This window comes from Pedobacter sp. GW822-FHT03F06, from assembly GCF_058801365.1.
This window is the reverse complement of the sequence record NZ_JBXANE010000015.1, coordinates 121,439-139,830: the sequence shown is the minus strand read 5'-3', so window position 1 is coordinate 139,830 and position 18,392 is coordinate 121,439. Positions and strand designations below refer to the sequence as shown.

At 38.4% G+C, this 18,392-nt stretch carries 20 protein-coding genes; 13 read left to right on the top strand and 7 right to left on the bottom strand.

What is annotated here, in order from left to right:
* Positions 1 to 94: 94 nt before the first annotated feature.
* Complete coding sequence (locus AC1RJ8_RS22360; protein ID WP_492955741.1) at positions 95 to 904, top strand: DUF2625 domain-containing protein; 810 nt, start codon at positions 95 to 97, stop codon at positions 902 to 904.
* A 64-nt stretch (positions 905 to 968) separates the two neighbouring features.
* Here the strand turns inward: AC1RJ8_RS22360 and AC1RJ8_RS22355 are convergent, their stop codons facing one another.
* Complete coding sequence (locus AC1RJ8_RS22355) at positions 969 to 1,307, bottom strand: MmcQ/YjbR family DNA-binding protein (protein ID WP_492955740.1); 339 nt, start codon at positions 1,305 to 1,307, stop codon at positions 969 to 971.
* Between the two features lie 312 nt (positions 1,308 to 1,619).
* Between AC1RJ8_RS22355 and mnmC2 the strand changes: the two genes are divergently transcribed.
* The 6 genes from mnmC2 (at position 1,620) to mazG (ending at position 6,678) form a co-directional block, all read left to right on the top strand.
* A complete protein-coding gene (mnmC2, locus tag AC1RJ8_RS22350) occupies positions 1,620 to 2,288 on the top strand; it encodes a tRNA (5-methylaminomethyl-2-thiouridine)(34)-methyltransferase MnmC2 (RefSeq protein ID WP_492955739.1) in 669 nt (222 codons plus the stop codon).
* A gap of 663 nt (positions 2,289 to 2,951) precedes the next feature.
* On the top strand, positions 2,952 to 3,899 hold the full coding sequence (locus tag AC1RJ8_RS22345; protein WP_492955738.1) for an aldo/keto reductase: 948 nt from the start codon (positions 2,952 to 2,954) through the stop codon (positions 3,897 to 3,899).
* Between the two features lie 78 nt (positions 3,900 to 3,977).
* Positions 3,978 to 5,087 carry an AI-2E family transporter gene (locus tag AC1RJ8_RS22340; RefSeq protein ID WP_492955737.1) on the top strand — a complete coding sequence of 370 codons (1,110 nt, stop codon included), beginning with the start codon at positions 3,978 to 3,980 and terminating at the stop codon, positions 5,085 to 5,087.
* Position 5,088: 1 nt separating this feature from the next.
* Positions 5,089 to 5,385 carry a hypothetical protein gene (locus AC1RJ8_RS22335; RefSeq protein WP_492955736.1) on the top strand — a complete coding sequence of 99 codons (297 nt, stop codon included), beginning with the start codon at positions 5,089 to 5,091 and terminating at the stop codon, positions 5,383 to 5,385.
* 16 nt (positions 5,386 to 5,401) lie between these two features.
* A complete protein-coding gene (locus tag AC1RJ8_RS22330) occupies positions 5,402 to 5,851 on the top strand; it encodes a DoxX family protein (RefSeq protein WP_492955735.1) in 450 nt (149 codons plus the stop codon).
* Between the two features lie 20 nt (positions 5,852 to 5,871).
* Positions 5,872 to 6,678, top strand: coding sequence for a nucleoside triphosphate pyrophosphohydrolase (gene mazG, locus AC1RJ8_RS22325; protein WP_492955734.1), 807 nt, complete (start codon positions 5,872 to 5,874; stop codon positions 6,676 to 6,678).
* 81 nt (positions 6,679 to 6,759) lie between these two features.
* Here mazG and AC1RJ8_RS22320 read toward each other — a convergent pair whose 3' ends face one another.
* The gene (locus AC1RJ8_RS22320) at positions 6,760 to 7,143 is read right to left on the bottom strand and encodes a YchJ family protein (RefSeq protein WP_492955733.1); all 384 of its coding nucleotides are present in this window, start codon (positions 7,141 to 7,143) and stop codon (positions 6,760 to 6,762) included.
* Between the two features lie 74 nt (positions 7,144 to 7,217).
* On the opposite strand from AC1RJ8_RS22320, the gene AC1RJ8_RS22315 reads away from it, so the two are divergent.
* The 3 genes from AC1RJ8_RS22315 to AC1RJ8_RS22305 are packed head-to-tail and all read left to right on the top strand — an operon-like array spanning position 7,218 to position 8,914.
* Positions 7,218 to 8,018, top strand: coding sequence for a tRNA pseudouridine synthase A (locus AC1RJ8_RS22315; RefSeq protein ID WP_492955732.1), 801 nt, complete (start codon positions 7,218 to 7,220; stop codon positions 8,016 to 8,018).
* A 36-nt stretch (positions 8,019 to 8,054) separates the two neighbouring features.
* A complete protein-coding gene (locus AC1RJ8_RS22310) occupies positions 8,055 to 8,501 on the top strand; it encodes a hypothetical protein (protein WP_492955731.1) in 447 nt (148 codons plus the stop codon).
* A gap of 11 nt (positions 8,502 to 8,512) precedes the next feature.
* The gene (locus AC1RJ8_RS22305; RefSeq protein WP_492955730.1) at positions 8,513 to 8,914 is read left to right on the top strand and encodes a hypothetical protein; all 402 of its coding nucleotides are present in this window, start codon (positions 8,513 to 8,515) and stop codon (positions 8,912 to 8,914) included.
* 56 nt (positions 8,915 to 8,970) lie between these two features.
* Here the strand turns inward: AC1RJ8_RS22305 and AC1RJ8_RS22300 are convergent, their stop codons facing one another.
* Positions 8,971 to 10,191, bottom strand: coding sequence for an ABC transporter permease (locus AC1RJ8_RS22300; protein WP_492955729.1), 1,221 nt, complete (start codon positions 10,189 to 10,191; stop codon positions 8,971 to 8,973).
* A gap of 178 nt (positions 10,192 to 10,369) precedes the next feature.
* Here AC1RJ8_RS22300 and AC1RJ8_RS22295 point away from each other — a divergent pair, with 178 nt between their 5' ends.
* Positions 10,370 to 11,638 (top strand): exo-beta-N-acetylmuramidase NamZ family protein, encoded by a 1,269-nt coding sequence (locus tag AC1RJ8_RS22295; RefSeq protein WP_492955728.1) that lies wholly within the window; start codon positions 10,370 to 10,372, stop codon positions 11,636 to 11,638.
* A 137-nt stretch (positions 11,639 to 11,775) separates the two neighbouring features.
* Complete coding sequence (locus tag AC1RJ8_RS22290) at positions 11,776 to 11,982, top strand: hypothetical protein (RefSeq protein WP_492955727.1); 207 nt, start codon at positions 11,776 to 11,778, stop codon at positions 11,980 to 11,982.
* Positions 11,983 to 12,015: 33 nt separating this feature from the next.
* Here AC1RJ8_RS22290 and AC1RJ8_RS22285 read toward each other — a convergent pair whose 3' ends face one another.
* Both AC1RJ8_RS22285 and AC1RJ8_RS22280 read right to left on the bottom strand, forming a co-directional pair.
* A complete protein-coding gene (locus AC1RJ8_RS22285; protein WP_492955726.1) occupies positions 12,016 to 13,863 on the bottom strand; it encodes a PAS domain-containing sensor histidine kinase in 1,848 nt (615 codons plus the stop codon).
* 32 nt (positions 13,864 to 13,895) lie between these two features.
* Entirely contained in the window at positions 13,896 to 14,939 is a 1,044-nt protein-coding gene (locus AC1RJ8_RS22280; RefSeq protein ID WP_492955725.1) for a DNA topoisomerase IB, read from the bottom strand.
* Between the two features lie 92 nt (positions 14,940 to 15,031).
* On the opposite strand from AC1RJ8_RS22280, the gene fmt reads away from it, so the two are divergent.
* A complete protein-coding gene (gene fmt, locus AC1RJ8_RS22275) occupies positions 15,032 to 15,940 on the top strand; it encodes a methionyl-tRNA formyltransferase (protein ID WP_492955724.1) in 909 nt (302 codons plus the stop codon).
* A 565-nt stretch (positions 15,941 to 16,505) separates the two neighbouring features.
* On the opposite strand, the gene AC1RJ8_RS22270 is transcribed toward fmt, so the two are convergent.
* Entirely contained in the window at positions 16,506 to 17,345 is an 840-nt protein-coding gene (locus AC1RJ8_RS22270) for an aminotransferase class IV (protein WP_492955723.1), read from the bottom strand.
* Positions 17,346 to 17,348: 3 nt separating this feature from the next.
* Positions 17,349 to 18,377, bottom strand: a complete 1,029-nt coding sequence (locus AC1RJ8_RS22265; protein ID WP_131032353.1) for an RluA family pseudouridine synthase — start codon at positions 18,375 to 18,377, stop codon at positions 17,349 to 17,351.
* Positions 18,378 to 18,392 lie beyond the last annotated feature (15 nt).

Sequence of the window (18,392 nt, the reverse complement as noted above, 5' to 3'; positions counted from 1 at the left end):
ACATCCGACTGCACGATTAATCAAAAATTATCCCACTCCTTTCAGCAATTACTAATTATCATTCTATCTTTGGAAAAACATAAGCCCCTTTTTCATGAAAAGCGCATTCAAAACCCTCTTTTTCCTTGGTTTAACTTTATTCTCTTCAGAGATTTTCGCCCAAGACAATAAAGATAATAAATTAATAAGCCTTGAGGCGTTAATAAATAAAACCGATCCGGCTTGGCCATTGGTAAAAAAGTGGATCGATTCTGCCAAAAATAAGGTGGAGATTCTGCCAGTTGATTCTGCAAAAGCAAAAGAAGTTTTATATAATGCGCAAATGACGACCTATGCTACACTAGGCTCGGTAATTTACAATACCGGGGGCATTATGGTTGATAATGGATGGATTAGAATTTTAGGTTCGGGCAGCGAAAGATTGAGCCGGAATGTTGCCGAATGGAACAAAGGAAAAACCATAAAAGAATATGGCGATAACATCCCATACCTGTTAATTGCCGATGATGCTGTGGGTGGTTTCTTTGCTATTAATTACGGCGGCCTGGGTAAAGACATTAAAAACGTGTATTACCTGGAGCCTAACAGCCTAACCTGGCAGCCACTTGGTGCTGGCTACGGTGAGTTTCTTGTTTTTTGTTTTGATAGTGATCTTTCTAAATTTTATAAAGGTTTACGTTGGAGCAGCTGGAACCAGTTTATTGCAAATTTAGATGGCACCAAAACTTATAGCTTCCGCCCTTATTTATGGGAAGAAGGAACCGACATCGATAAATGTACACGGAAACTTGTTGGGATTGAAGAAATGTACCGTTTTAATATCATGAAGTCGAAAGAACTGAATGCGGATAAAGGCATAAAAAAAGACGATACGAAAAAGGAGGAAACCAAAAACGAACAATAAGTTCCCGTAGAAAGAAACTTGTATAAGAATTGTATTGAAGTTATTTAGTGCCTCTGCGCCAGATTTAAGCGTACCTTGCCTGTGTTTTCTTAGGTAATTTAGCTAAAACCATAGCTCTTGAATCGGCCACTCTTTTTTTCAGTTCTGTTTCATTAAACACCTCCAGGTTATCAACACGTATCCACTGTCGTTTAGCCATATGATGGGCCTGTTGTATGCCCGCTCTAGCCGTTAATGCATCAAACTCTTCGGGATCACACTTTATAGAAAAACTGTTATCTTCATCAATAGCGATAATGAAATACATTTTTTCTTCGATCATGAAGCATAGATGCCCCCATTTCATTCCTTCGGTTGTACCAGGTAAATTCAAACAATATTCTCTGAAAGATTCGATATCCATTTTTAGGGTTTAGGGTTTAGGGTTTAGGGTTTAGGGTAAGACCAAAGCTAAGAACAAAAGATTAAAGCTGAAAGGACAAAGAGAGAGAATTCAGAGGGCGGGATTCCGAAGACTAAAGCTAAAAGACTAAAGACTAAAGCGGGTTAACTTTCCTCCTCCTATCTCTGGATAGTTTATTCCTAAATCCAGAAATCGTTTAAATGCTGCATTCATATCTACACCATGATCCTGAAATCTAAAAATCATATTAATCCTATATCTATATTTGCATCATTATCTTGAAAAAAACCAAGATCCTTTAAATCCTAGCTCATGAATATTATAACGCCTACTGCCGATGGTTCGAATACACTTTACAATGAAACTATAGGCGAACATTACCACAGTAAACATGGCGCATTACAGGAAAGCAAACACGTATTTATTGATGCTGGACTAAAATTCGTGTCCACTAATTTAACTGAAATTTCCGTTTTGGAAGTTGGTTTCGGCACCGGACTGAACTTTATTTTAAGTTTCGAATATTGTGCGGCAAATAATATTAAACTTAACTATACCAGTATCGAAGCCTTTCCACTTACTGCAGCAGTAATTGAGCAAACCGGTTATGCAGCATATGTTCCTGAAGCAATATGGACGGATTTTATTTCAAATTACCCTGATGCATTAAAAACACCTCAAAAATTAAATTCGCTCTGCACCCTGGAAATTCCACATACTACATTGGCCGCATACCAGAGCGACCAAAAATTTGATGTGATTTATTACGATGCCTTTTCTGTGCAGCACCAGCCAGAAATGTGGAGCGATGAAATTATTGCCCATGCCTGCAGTTTCTTAAAACCAGGTGGGGTTTTTGTAACCTACGCTATTACCGGAAAATTGAAAAGAGCCGTTAAAGCCTGCGGATTTACCATCGAAAAATTACCTGGTGCTCCCGGAAAAAGAGAAATGCTTAGGGCAACCAGGGCTGAAGTTTAAAGGTTTAACAATAGCAATTACAGAAATTACGACAGAAAATTGCTTCAGTACACCCTCATCTAGCCTCACTTCGGATAACTATCGGACGAAGATTTGTTAAATCAGTTTTTTTCGGAAAGCAGATGCAGAAGCTTTTAGCTTACTGCAGCCCCGCTCCCGCTTCTGCCGATGAAATAAATCGGCATCTCGCTTCGATCGGGTCTAGGAAGCTTAAAAAGTACTACTATCTGTGCTAAAATAAACCCGACCGACAGCGTTATCCCGATTGATGATGATTGTATCTAACACTTTATCTATCGGGATTAAGCAAAGGGCGGGACGGGTTTAACCAAAGCACTACAGGCCTTGCTTTCCAAAAAAAGATTTTGGTAATTTTGAAACATGATGCATGCTGAACTAAATTTACTCCGTAGCTTTCCGCTGCGCTACAGGTCAGCATGACGACTGATTACAGGTATTGCTTTTCTAAAAAAAGTAATAGGCTTTGTGATACAAGATTGCTTAGGCTCGCGCTTGCCCAGCTTCGCATCCGATAATTCTCGGATGACGATTTGATTAATTTTTTGCTTCCAAAAATTATTCTCCTCTTATTTTAATATAATTTAGTCCCACGCGAAAACCGCTTGCATTAGGATTTGTTAGTATACTATTAACATTCATACCATGGAAAAAAGAATTTTAGGAAAAACCGATTTAAATATTGCACCTATTGTATTTGGAGGAAACGTTTTTGGCTGGACAATTGATGAACAAAAATCGTTTGAAATATTAAACCAGTTTGTAGAAAATGGATTTAACTTTATCGATACTGCCAATGTATATTCGCGTTGGGCACCCGGAAATAAAGGTGGCGAATCGGAAACGATTATTGGTAAATGGCTTAAGCAACATAACAAGCGCCACGATATTATTATCGCTACCAAGGTAGGGGCTGATATGGGGCAGGGCAAATCGTTAAAGAGCGATTATATCATAAACGAAGTAGAACACTCTTTATCGCGCCTTCAAACAGATTATATCGACCTCTATTTCTCTCATTACGACGACGAGCACACTCCCGTTGAAGAAACTTTAAGTGCTTACGAAACTTTAATTAAAGCAGGCAAAGTACGTTGGATCGGCGCATCAAACTTTTCTGCTGAGCGGTTAAAAGAATCTTTGATTTATGCTACTGAACACGGCCTGCCCCGTTACGAAGTTTACCAGCCTGGATACAACCTCTACGATAGAGAAAACTTTGAGCAGGAGCACGAAAAAATCTGCCTGGATTATGGCTTGGGCGTAGTAAGCTATTATTCGTTGGCCAGCGGATTTTTAACAGGAAAATACCGCAGCGAAGATGACTTAAATAAAAGCCAGCGTGGTGGTGGCGTTAAAAAATTTCTGAACGAACGTGGCTTTAAAATTTTAGCTGCATTGGATGAGGTTGCAGAAAAACACCATGTTGAGCCAGCTTCGGTAGCCCTTGCCTGGTTAATTTATCATCCATCAATTACGGCACCGATTGCAAGCGTTACCGATTTAAGCCAGTTAAAATCTTTTACAGATGCAGCGAATTTGAAATTATCTCCAGATGATATTTCACTTTTAGACAAAGCAAGTATCTATTAAAAATAATCTCTTATATTTAAATGCCCGATTGGTGAAACAATTAATCGGGCATTTTGTATTAAACAGGATTTAAATCATATGAAAGACAAATTATCGTTCCTACCTAAGCTTGCCCTGGTTCTTTTCTGTTTAATAAGCTTAACCTACATCGCTATTTTAGGGCAGTCGCTGTTGGCACCCCTGCTTTTCTCTTTTTTAATGGCAATTTTATTGTTGCCTGTGGGCAATTTTTTGGAGCAGAGATTTAAGTTTAAAAGAAGCTTATCTACTCTTGTTTCAGTTGTGCTTATGATTGCTGTAATTGGCGGCATTATATACTTCTTTGGCAATCAGTTGAGCGATTTATGGGCCGATTGGCCATTGTTAAAAGAAAAAGCTAATGTTTCGTACCATGAACTGCAGAAATGGATTTCGCACACTTTTGGTGTAAATTCTCAGAAACAACTCGATTATTTAAATGATAGCACCGAAAAAGCTTTGGCTACCAGTGCTGCTATTGTTGCTACAACCTTGGCCACACTATCTTCTACCCTATTATTTTTGGGTTTCACGCTTTTGTTTACCTTCTTCATTTTAAATTACCGCCGTATTTTATTCACTTTCTTAACCGCTGTTTTTAAAGAAGAACACAAAGAAAAAGTTTCAGAAATTGTTAGTCAGATTCAGTTTATCATTAAAAAATACATCATCGGTTTGTTTCTACAGATGCTTATTGTTACGATATTAATGATTACCGTACTAAGTTTATTAGGGGTTAAATACGCCGTACTGTTAGGCTTGGTGGCAGGCATTTTTAACGTGGTTCCTTATTTAGGGATATTTTTTGCTTTACTGGTAAGCTGTTTAATCACCTTTGCAACAGCTGGTGCAGGTAAAGTGCTTCTGGTTTTGATTGCCTTTGTCGGCGTACATGCAATAGATGGAAATGTACTAATGCCGCTGGTAGTGGGCTCGAAAGTAAAAATTAATGCGCTCTTCGCCTTTATTGGTATTGTAGTTGGCGAAATGATATGGGGGATATCGGGCATGTTTTTATGTATACCTTATCTGGCCATGCTAAAGATTATCTTCGACAGAGTGGATAATTTAAAGCCATGGGGCATTTTAATGGGCGAAGAGCATAAGCCCGACAAAAAGAAACGTGTTTACCGGATTACGAAAAAGATTAAATTAGAAGAAAAAGATTAATATGGCCGAGAACAGATCGCCTCATATTTTAAGCACTTCTGCCAATCTGTTGGGCATCTGCTTTGTTGTGCTTACTTCTTTAAAAAAACTCGCACTTACCGATGGTTCCTTAATTGATGAGTTTGCTGTGGCTGCCGTCATGTTTTTTATGACCAGCTGTATCTTATCTTTTATCTCGATGAGAAGACAAAAAACTGCAAGCCAGCGACTAGAAAAAGTTGCCGACTTTGTATTTTTATCCGGATTATTGGTATTGTTTGTTGCTACAATTTTAATTGCGTTTAATTTAATAAAATAGATTAAATATACCGTTCATGAAACCCTTATTCGTATTAATCATTGTTTATGTTGCGCTATTGGCTTTTGGCGGTCATACTACTTTTGACAAGGGAAATATTTTTGCAGGCAATATTGCAATGGCTGTGATGTTACTTTTTACCGCTATCGGGCATTTTAAGTTTAAAACGAGTATGGCTGCTATGGTCCCCTTATTTATTCCTAAAAAGGTAGAAATTGTGCTTTTAACCGGTGTTCTGGAAATCTTATTTGCCCTTGGCCTGGCGATTGAAAGCACCAGATATTTTACCGGGATAACCCTAATTATTTTTTACATTGCTATTTTACCTGCCAATATTTATGCTGCCAAACACCGCATCAATTATGAAGATTTGTATAAGCCAGGGCCGGGACCAAAATATTTATGGTTCAGAATACCTTTTCAGCTTTTCTTAATCGCTTGGGTTTGGTACTTTAGCGTTCGATAAATATAGCTTAACCATAAAACATGCCGAACAATCCAATTCCTGCCAGTGCCAATAATCCAGCTGATGCCTTTACACGATTACTCACCGTTTTAGATACACTGCGTACACAATGCCCATGGGATAAAAAACAGACCATGGAAACATTGCGCCATTTAACGATAGAGGAAACTTATGAGTTGAGCGATGCTATTTTAGAGGGCGATTTAGACGAAATTAAAAAGGAACTTGGCGATGTGATGATGCACTTGGTTTTTTATTCGAGAATTGCCTCCGAAACCAATGATTTTAACATTACAGATGTTTTAAACGGGGTTTGCGATAAACTGGTAAACCGACATCCACATATTTATGGCGATGTTGAAGTGCAGAACGAAGAAGATGTTAAACGCAATTGGGAGCAGATTAAACTTAAAGAAGGCAACAAATCGGTATTGGCCGGTGTTCCATCTTCATTACCGGCGCTGGTTAAAGCTGCCCGCATTCAGGAAAAAGCCCGCGGTGTAGGTTTCGATTGGGAAGATAAAAATCAGGTCTGGGAAAAAGTAGAAGAAGAACTACAGGAGTTTAAAACCGAATTTAACGTTGCCGATAATACAGCCATCGATATCGAAAAAGCAGAATCAGAATTTGGCGATGTACTTTTCTCTTTGATCAATTATGCACGTTTCATTAACATCAATCCTGAAAATGCATTGGAAAAAACCAATAAAAAATTTATCAAACGTTTCCAGTACCTCGAAACCAAAGCAAAAGAAAACGGGAAAGCCCTGGCTGATATGACCCTTGCAGAGATGGATGTATATTGGAACGAAGCAAAGAAATTATAGCTAAAAGGAGTAAAATCGCAAAATTCACATTAATTCTGCGAATGGAATCGCAAATTTTATATGAATTTTGCGATTTCAGCCTTATTTATAAAATTCCCCATCAACATAATACCATTTCCCATCTGCTAACCTGAAATTAGATTTTTCATGCAATACTTCAGTCTGAAATTTCTTATTGAGGTAATAGGCCTTAAATTCCACAATATCAAAATCCGAAAAAACAATTTCGAGTTTTAGCCATCTGGTATTTTTCGCACTATTTAAATATGCCCTTTTCGAATGATTCTTTCTTTTACTGATGTGTGTGGTTTCATAAAGATAATCTGCATCAGCAACTACAAAAGCCGAATATCTGGAACGCATTAGGGCTTCTGCCGTTGGTGCCGCTTTCACTTTTAAATGATAAGGCTGGCAACACTGGTTAAAGGCAGTTCCGCTTCCGCAAGGACAGTTTGTTAAATTCATGATTAAAATTTACCGCACAAAAATATGATTTAATATTCCTGCTGCTAAAATTTCCGTAAAATTGCAGCTGAAAAATGAGGTATTTCTTTCACATTGCCTATCAAGGCCAATACTTTAGTGGGTGGCAAAAACAACCTGGGGTAAAAAGCGTTCAGGAAGTTATTGAACAAACGCTATCGAAGATTTTAAAATCGCCGACTGCTATTAATGGCTGCGGGCGGACTGATGCGCATGTGCATGCCAGTCAGTTCTTTTTTCATGCCGATATCGAAAAAGAGATTGATTTCGATCTGCTTTATATCCTAAATAAAGCTTTACCTTATAATATCGCGGTATTCGACATTATTAAAATGGAGGGGAAACCGCATGCCCGGTTTGATGCTGTACAACGAAAATACGATTATTTTATCCATACCTATAAAGATCCTTTTTTAAGCACTCAAAGTTCCTTTTATCAATTAAACAATCTCGATTTTGATAAAATGAAAGCTGTTGTAAAATTATTACCCCAATACAAAGATTACAGGGCTTTTTGTACACATCCTGATAAATATGAACATACCATCTGCAATGTAATGGAAGCTGATTTATTTGCAAATCCAAAAGGCGACAGGCTGAGGTTTCATATTGCCAGCAACCGCTTTTTGGGCAAAATGATCCGCATTATTATGGGTAAAATTCTAATGGTTGGCAAAGGAGAGCTTAGCTTTGACGAATTTGAAAGCGAACTGATTACCCTGCAATCCTCAAAACTATCATTGCCCGCTCATCCTACAGGCTTATACCTTTCGAAAGTCACTTATCCTTATCTAAACCTCGAGCCAAGAACTGAATTTATCCATAATACACAAGGTGTAGAATGGATTTCAATTTAAATGTAGCGTTTTCATTTTGAACTCCGTTTTAGGGGTATGAAAGTTCAAATCTGTATTTTTCTTTTTGCCCTGATCTTATCTTTAGGCTGTAAAAAATCTACAAACGTAGATGTTTTATTGGATGGCAATTATACAGGTGTGTTGGTAATTACCAATAGTGTTAAGTCTGTGCCGGTAACCCGACCAATTTCAATCTCGTTACAGGGTGGGAAATTCAACATTACTCCTAGTGCTGATGCTAACCTGAAACCATCGGGAGGTAAGGGAACCTATAACTTTAAGAATGGGATCGGATATTTTACCGATGAGGGCGTTTGGACAGCAGATTTTGATTGGAATATGATTTTAAACGGCGAATACGATATTAGAAGCAGCGGAGTAGATTTAACCCTTAGAAAAAGATTCAGTGCAAAAACAGATTTTTCTCCGGCTACCTCCTATGCTACCGTAGATTATGAATACATTTTAAAAAGAAGTAATTAATCCATATCTAAATGAAAAATTTAATATTCTTCTTTATTGTCTTATCTATTTTTGTTTTTGGATGTGAGAAGAAATCTGAAACAAAAACGACGAATTACGATTTTGAAATCAATACTTCAAAATCAATCGGTGCATCTACATTAATATTAAAATCTATCAGTGATAGCCGTTGCCCAATAAATGCTGATTGCATTGGCGCCGGGGGAGCAAAAGCATATTTCAAATTAACAGCCAATAACATAAATCAGGAAATTATCTTATGCAAAGGAGATTGTGGCACAATAGCAAGTGTAGCAAACATTAAAATTAACGGCATAGATTATTCACTCAAATTAATTGACATTACACCATATCCTCAACTTCAGAAAAGTGATCGTACACAAACTGTAAAAGTTGAGTTGACAAGAGCTTAAGTTTAGGTTTGCTTGGGCATCGGAAAATGATCTGTCCGGTGACCCAAGTTTTTTCCTTATTTAAATCGGATTGCTTTAAGCGGAGAAACCTTACTGATCAATAGCGAAGGGATAATCAAAACCGTTAAACATACCACTACTGTAACGATATTAAGCAGCAGCACATCAATAAAATGAAATTCTATTGGTGCATAAGCCAAAAAGTAAGAGGCCTGGTTAAGTTTGAAAATGTGAGTGGCCTGCTGTAAAAAACCAAGTCCTAAGCCTAGAATATTTCCTAGTAATAAGCCAATGCCGATTAAATAAGCTGCGTTGTAAAGGAAAATTTTCATAATACTCCAGTTACTGGCCCCAAAAGATTTTAGCATTCCAATCATATTTGTTTTCTCTAAAATCATAATCAGCAATGCGGTAACCATGTTAATTACACCTACAATTAACATCAGGATTAAAAGTACATTGGTGTTTACATCAAGAAGACCTAACCAGGTAAATATATTAGGAAAATTTTCTTCGATAGAATACGAGCGCAAATTGCGTGGAAGCTTTTCATAGATATTACTGGCTATAGGCTTAAGTCTGTTAAAATCATTGATCCTGATTTCTATACCACCAATTTCGTTGGCCTCCCAGTTATTCAGGCGTTTTATAATATTCAGGTTACCCAGCACAAAACCCTTATCAATATCTTCTACACCAATATCGTAAATGCCTACAATTTTAAATTTACGCGGCCGCAACTGGTTTTGAACAAAATACATGATAAAATCATCACCGGTTTTGAGTTTTAAACGATTAGCTGTATAATTCGAAATGAGCAGTTCTTGCATGGCAGCGGTACTGTCAGAAAAATCGATAATGGTTCCGCTGATGATATGCTGCTTAATGTAATCCCACTTATAGTTTTTATCTATCCCTTTAAAATTAATGCCTTCAATTTCATTATTGGCCGAAAGGATGGCAGGTTTTGTAGCAAAAGGATAATAATATTCAATATTGGGATCGTTTTTGAGCATTTTTTTGGTTTCTCCATCAAGTACGAAGGGAGAATGCTCAAAAGAATTATTCAGATCGTAACGGGTAATCTGCACATCGCCCAAATAGCCCCTTACTTTATCCTGAATTTCAGTTTTAAAACCTTTAATAATGGCTATAGAGAGAATCATAACAGCCAAACTCAACATCACGCCTGCTATTGCAATGCGGACGATAAGTTTTGAAAAAGTACGCTCAGATTTAACGGCTATCCGCCCGGCTATGAAATATTCGAAATTCAATTTAATCAATTTGTATTAACAAAAATGCTCAATTCCTTTTTAAAAATGGCATTTTCGAAAATAAATAACCAACTTTAAACATCAATCATTAAGTTGTAACAAGAAAATACCAATAGCATAATCGAAATATATTGTAAATTGTTTTGTTATAATACCGGAAGATTAGAATAATAAGAAAATGAAAACTTACATCAGCTTTGCTTTAAGCAGTTTAATTGCATTATCAGCCTGCGGACAACCCAAACCACTCGAACAGGAAGTTCTCGGAAAGAAAAGCCCTGAAAACAGAAAACTGATGATCAGGACTGTTAAACTGCCATCGACAATTAAAACCGGTGCAGAGCAGACCGAAAAATACCTCCCACTTTTAAAAGGAAAACGTGTTGGAATGGTAGTTAACCCCACATCGATTATCGGCACACAGACTTCGGTTGATAGCCTGCTGAAACGAGGTGTTAAAATCCAGAAGATATTTGGTCCGGAGCATGGTTTTAGAGGCAATGCCAGTGCAGGCGTTACCGTTAACGATGATGTTGATACCAAAACAGGTATAAAAGCCATTTCACTTTATGGCAAACACAGTACGCCTACGGCTGAAGATTTAGCAGATATCGACATTATGGTGTTCGATATCCAGGATGTGGGTGTTCGTTTTTACACCTATATCAATACCTTACAGCACGTTATGGAAGCCTGTGCAGTAAACAATAAAACACTGTTGATTTTAGATCGCCCCAATCCAAATGGTTATTTAATTGATGGACCGATTTTAGATCCAAAATTTAAATCAGGTATTGGTGTGCAACCCATCCCTATTGCGCATGGCTTAACCGTTGGCGAATATGCACAGATGTTAAATGGCGAAGGCTGGTTGAAAGATAAGGTGAAATGCAAAATTACCATTATCAAAAACGCCAATTACAATCATGATATGGAGTATACCTTACCGGTTAAGCCCTCTCCTAACCTGAATACGCAGCAATCTATTTTACTTTATCCATCTACCTGTTTATTTGAGGGCACTTATTTAAACCACGGCCGTGGGACGATGTTTCCTTTTACTGTTGTTGGGGCACCATACCTTAAAGGAAAATTCGATTTCAGTTTTACGCCAAAAAGCATAAAAGGAATGTCAGAAACACCATTATTTCAGGATCAGGTTTGTTATGGTTTAGATTTAAGAACTTACGATACCTCAAAACTGGTAAAATCGAAACAGGTAAACATCAGCTGGTTAATCGAACTGTACCAGGCATCGCCGAGAAAAGAAGATTTCTTTAATACCAAGCTGAGCAAAGAAATGGGGACTATTGAACGATTAGTTGGTGTGGCAGATTTTAGGCAACAGGTAATAGACGGAAAAAGTGAAGCGGAAATTAGAGCCAGCTGGGAGCCAGGCCTAAGTGCCTACAAAGCCATGCGTAAGAAATATTTGCTTTATAATTAAGGATTGAGTGAGAGAAGGATTGAATGATTGAATTGCCCTTACAATTATTTTCAAACTTAACAGAAAGAGCTTTGTTATTATTGATAGTTGATAAGCGCTGTGCTATTCAATCATTCATAAATTCAATCATTTTAGCTATGAGCGGTCCAAAAATTAAAAGCGATAAACCAGGAAGCAATTACCAGGAAGAAGTGCCTAAAGGCCGAGAACCTGTTGACCATAAAACGGTGAGGCATGAAAATGACAGTAGCCCCAATAAAGCGCCAAAAACAAATAACCCTGCAAAGCAGCGTGAGCTTGAGGAACAACCTGTTCATCCGATAAAAAAGGCACCTAAAGAATAAAAAGTTAAACTCTTTAACCGTGAATTAGAGTAATTAAATTTTTAGTGCAAAATAAAATGTGGCGCCTTGCCCCTCTTCGCTCTCTACCCAAATTCTGCCCCCTTCATTTCTGATAATTTCTGCAGAAATGTAAAGTCCCAGGCCTAAACCCGGATAGGTATGTTGCAGATTTCCACCCACCCGATAAAACTGATCGAAAACCATATGCTGTAGCGCTTTCGAAATCCCGATTCCGTAATCGCGTACGCACAAAATGACTTCATCGTTCAATGCATAAGTATGCACATCGATCTGATTGGCATCATTAGAGTATTTAATGGCATTTGATAAAAAATTGGTAATCACCTGGCCGATACGTTCGCGATCGGCATAAACGCTACTGTTGCTATTTAAATCGGTTTTGATCTGATGTTTAGAAGTGATATGCTGCATTTCATCTACTATTTCTCCTACAGCCTGATCAAAATCAAATTTTACGGGATTAAAAGTCATTTTGCCCGATTGTATTTTGGTTACATCAAGTAAATCGCCAACTAAACCGGTTAAGCGGTTCAATTGTTGATCCATTTTGCGTACCATGCCAGCCTTTTTCTCATCACCTTCATTCCTGATCATCCTTTCCAATACCTGTGCATAAGCTTTTATACTGGTTACCGGCGTTTTTAGCTCATGGCTCGCAATGCCCAAAAACTCGTCTTTCTGTTGCTGAAGCTGAACTTGTTTCGTGACATCCATTGCTGCATGTAAAATAGCATAAACCTTTCCCTGGGCATTTCTCAAAGGTTTATAGGTAAAATTAAACCAAAGCTTTTCCATCTTACCGTTAACAGGTAATAGCGCCTCCTGCTGATCGGCATGATAAGGAACTCCTGTACGATAAACCTCTTTTAAAATATCGATAAAAGGTTGTCCTTTTAATTCAGGGATGGCTTCTTCCATCGGCTTCCCGATTACATCCTTATCTTTCCCCCAAAACCTCAGCATTTCATCATTAGCCAGCGAGATGATAATATCTTCCGTTTCGTAATAACCTGTGGCCATTGGAGTATCCAATAATAAATTCCTGAAACGTTCTTCGCTTTTGGCCATTTCCATCCGCGAATGTACGAGTGAGGTAATTTCGTTCGCAACTACCATAATGCCAGTCACCTCATTGTGCTGATCGCGGATTGGGTCATATACAAAATTGAAATAATAATCCTGAAGTACACCATCTCTTTCTATCCTCGCCATTGTCTCGTAACCATGGTGGGCCACCCCTGTATGGTAAACCTGAGTTAACAAATCGGGAAAGGGCTGTCCCTTTAGTTCGGGCAAACCATCAATTAAACGAAGACCGATTACCTCTTCTGTTTTACCCCATAGTTTTAAAAGATCTGCATTAGCCTGTTCGATTATAAAATTTTCACCCCTCAAAATGCCAATGGCTACAGGTGCATCCTGAATCATCTTGCGAAAAAGTTCTTCACTGGCTTTAACCTTTAATCGGGCATTTACCAGTTCGGTAACATTAGTAGCATTATTCAAAATTCCCCAAACGGTGCCATCATTGTCTTTTAGGGGTTTATAAATAAAATCGAAATAAAAGGTCTGTAAAACGCCATCATTAATCAGCATTACCCGGTCTTCTTTGGTTTCGTAAGCAATACCGGTTTTGCGTACGTTCTGAAGAATCTCTAAAAAAGGCTGCTCTTTAAGCTCGGGCAAAGCAATGGCAAGCTCTTGTCCAATAACCGAATGATCTCTCCCCCATGCTTTAAGCATTGCTTTATTAGCAACTTTAATGTTCATTTTCTCCCCAATGTACAGTCCGATCGGCATTGGAGATTCTTCGATTAATGTATAAAAAATAGCAGTGTTATCGTCAAGGTTAATTTGCATAAAGGGATAAAAAAACAAATATAATGGGTTTTCTATTTACTACTTGATTTTAAGAATGATAATAAAACTTTCTCATCGTGTGCTAAACCTGATTTACCAGTTACTTTGTTATTATTCATTTTTTTCATGTATTTACCAAGCTCGTTGTTTTCGTAAGCGGTGAGCAATAACGGATATACGTAAGAACTCTTACAAACGGCTCTGGTATTGCCTAATTTTTTCGCTACGCAATCTAAAACATTAACGATGGCCTTTTTTGAATTTAGGTTAAAATTTTCGTCGGCACTGCACTTCGAAAACTGGCGCAACGCTTCTAAGGTTCCACCCCAGGTTCTAAAATCCTTAGCGGTAAAATCATCGCCTGTAATTTCTTTAATATAAGCGTTTATTTTACCTGAATCGATACTTTTATGTTCTTTCCCGTTCGAATAAAACTGAAACAATTCCTGTCCGGGAATGTCTCTGCATTTCTTGACCAGTTTCGCCAGCGACCGATCATTTAACTCTACTTTTTGCCGAACACCTTTTTTCCCAACAAAATCCATGGTAATTTTACTTCCTTCTATTTTAACATGTTTATCGCGAAGTGTAGTCAAACCAAAAGAACCATACAATTGCTTATAACTTTCATTACCCACGCGGATTAGCGTTTTTTGAAGTACATCTACCGAAATAGCCAACACTTTACGCTCATCGAAATCTTTTCTGCGGAGGTCTTTTTCCAGATTTTTCCGTGCATTGGGCAATGCTTTTCCAAATTCCAATAAACGGAAATATTTAGCTTCCGATCGGCGGCTGGTCCACTTTGCATGATATTTATATTGTTTCCTGCCTGCAGCATCAATACCGGTAACCTGTAGGTATGCATTGGGTCTATTAGCAATCCATACATTTTGCCATGCGGGAGGAATAACTAAGGCTTTTATCCGGTCGAGGTGTTTCTCTTCGGTAATTTTGTTTCCATCTTTATCTTCGTAATGAAATTTACCAGGTTTTCCTTTACGGTAAATCCCAGGTAGCGCATCAGTTACGTACACCAATCCATTTGCCTGAACAACATCTTTGCCTTGTACCATTTTTTGCCTATAAGTATGGGTTTATTTTTAGTTATTTTGCAAAACTTTAACATGGGTAGCCACGTTATTTTTAGAAACACAACACTTTCTTTATGAAAATAGTTTTTATGGGTACGCCCGATTTCGCGGTAGCCTCTTTAGATGCCTTGGTACAAGCCAATTTCGATGTAGTTGCAGTGGTTACTGCGCCAGATAAACCTGCAGGCCGCGGCCAAAAATTGAATGAAAGTGCAGTAAAAAAATATGCTGTAGAAAAAGGAATTCCTGTATTACAGCCTGAAAAATTAAAAAACCCTGAGTTTATTGAAGAACTAAGATCTTACCAAGCCGATTTACAAGTGGTAGTGGCTTTCAGGATGCTACCAGAAATAGTTTGGAATATGCCAGCTAAAGGAACCATCAATTTACATGGTTCGTTGTTACCGCAATACCGTGGCGCAGCCCCGATTAACCATGCTATTATAAATGGGGAGAAAGAAAGTGGCGTAACTACATTTTTCCTTAAACAGGAAATTGATACCGGTGATATTATTCTCAGCGACAGTGTGCCCATTGCCGACGACGAAACTGCGGGTGAGTTGCATGATAAACTGATGGTAGTTGGCGCAAATCTTTTGGTTAAAACGCTACGTGCTATCGAAGCCAATAATATAACAGAGCAGCCGCAGCCACAAAATGCTGATTTAAAACATGCTCCAAAGATTTTTAAGGAAGATTGCAAAATCGACTGGAACAACCAGGCGCAAACCATCCACAATTTAATCCGCGGTTTAAGCCCTTACCCAACTGCTTTTACCGTGCTCAACGAGAAAAACTTAAAGGTATTTAAGGCCGAAATAGAAGATAAAGAACCAGGTATTGTTGCCGGAGGCTTTTTAACGGACGGTAAAACTTATTTAAAATTTGCCGCAAAAGATGGCTTTATCAAGCTTTTAGATATCCAATACGAAGGTAAAAAACGGATGCTGATCGAAGATTTTTTAAGGGGGATGCGGTTATAATAATTAATACAGACCCTTGATTCCGTTGCACTCCAATCGGGATGACGACTGACAAAAGATACGTCATTTCGAGCGGAGTGCAACGAAGTCGAGAACCACGTAGTGCTCAGCGAAGCTAAATCTATTTAGCTGTATCGGATATGAATCAAGTTCAGAGATCCCTCCATTCCGTTGCACTTCAGTCGGGATGACGATCGACTTAAGTTATTCTTTTTAGGAAAGCAATTGCAGTAGCTTTTTGGTTATTTCAGCCCCGCTCCCGCTTCTGCCAACCCGATGTAAAATCGGGGGGCATCCCGCTTTGATCGGGTTTAGGTGGCCACAAAAGTGCTTCTGTCTAGGGTTAAATAAACCCGACCGACAGCGTTATCCCGATTAAGAATTGTTTATCTTATGAAGTGAAATTTAATTGGGATTAAGCAAAGGGCGGGACCAGCCCGAACCGATTAGCACAGGTATTGCTTTCCAAAAAAATAATGAGTTAAGTAAGATCTCTCCATTTCGCTACGCTTCAGTCGAGATGACGAACCAATGGCACTAATCTCCTAATGACCAATGAACCAGATTACAAAGCATTCAGTTTTTCGATCAAAAATTTCGATACCTCGTTAAAATAACGTTTCCTGCCGTAGCCCATTACCCATTGAATGCCTTGCGTAGCGTTGGTGATAAAAACTTCTTCAGCTTCTTTTAATATTTCAGGATTAATCTGCGCTTCGATTAAAGGCATATCATTCATTTTGCACAACTGCATAATGGCTGTACGCATTACACCGCTTATACAACCTTCAGCTAACGACGGGGTATAAATCTGCTTGTTGTACACCACAAAAACGTTAGCGCTAATGCTTTCGCATAGAAAACCATGTTGGTTCAGAATCATCGCTTCATCTAAACGGTTCTGGCTTTTAAAAAGCCCGGCCATTACATAAAGCAGCGCATTGGCTGTTTTAAAATTAGAGAGTTTATTAACCGGCTTGGTCATTTCATCAAAAACATCTATGATCAAACCTTTGCTGTTCAACTCATATGTAGATGCTTTTAAGGCAATGCCTTCTAAAATGTATCCTGCTTTATTGATTTCGGGCGTATAAACACCTGCTCCTCCCCTATAAACTGAAAGGCGAAAACGGACATTACCGTTCCACTTGTTCCTTTTAGCAAGATCAGCCGTTTTTTGGCGTAAGAAATAATCATCCATTAAAGCATGACCATCAATTTTAAGTGCTTTCATGCCAGCCGTTAATCTATCGGCATGTAAATCGGCAAATTGCAATTTATTATTAATCATTCGCATGCTTTCGAACAGTCCGTCGCCAAATTTGAAGCTTCTGTTAGAGGCCGTTAAAATCGGAAGATCAACTGCTTGAAATTCATCATTAAATAAAAGGTACTCTTGAAGCATATTTTATGATGTAGCGATATAATTTTCCCATTTGGTTAAGCCAGCTTTAAAATCGGGTGGCAATGGCGATTCAAAATACATATACTCTTTAGTGGTAGGGTGAATAAAACCCAAACTTTGTGCGTGTAATGCCTGACGGGGCAGCAATTCAAAACAATTATCTACAAACTGTTTGTACTTATTAAACGTAGTCCCTTTTAAAATCTTATCGCCACCATACATTGCATCGTTAAAAAGCGGATGCCCAATATGTTGCATGTGCGCCCTGATCTGGTGCGTACGCCCCGTTTCTAACTCACAACTGATCAAAGTAACGTAACCCAAACGCTTTAATACTTTATAGTGTGTTACAGACCATTTCCCTTTTTCTTCATCATCGTAAATATCCATCACACGACGGTCTTTCACACTTCGGCCAATGTAACCGGTAACCGTTCCATCGTTTTCGATATCGCCCCAAACCAGTGCAATATATTTACGGGTAATGCTGTGGTCGAAAAACTGACGTGCAAGGTGCGTAATCGACTTTTCATTTTTACTGATCAGCAATAAACCTGAGGTATCCTTATCAATACGGTGCACCAAACCTGGGCGGCCATCATTGCCGGGCAACTGAGGCAGTTGTTCAAAGTGGAATGCCAAAGCATTAACCAAAGTTCCGGTATAATTATTAAAACCGGGGTGTACAACCATTCCTGCGGCTTTATTCACCACCAAAAGATCACTATCTTCATAAATAATATCAAGTGGTAAATCTTCAGGATAAACTTCGGTATCGCGCGGTGGGTGAGGTAAAACGATAGATATCTCATCATAAGGTTTAACCTTATAACTCGCTTTTATCTGTTTCTGGTTAACCAGTACATTCCCTGCATCAATTGCATTTTGAATACGGTTTCGGGAGGCATTTTCTACGCGTACCATCAAAAACTTATCAATACGAAGCAGCGATTGCCCCTTATCAACAATAATTTTTAAATGTTCATACAATTCCTGCTCTTCTGATTCCTGCAATTCGACCACATTTTCCATGGGGCAAAAATAAAC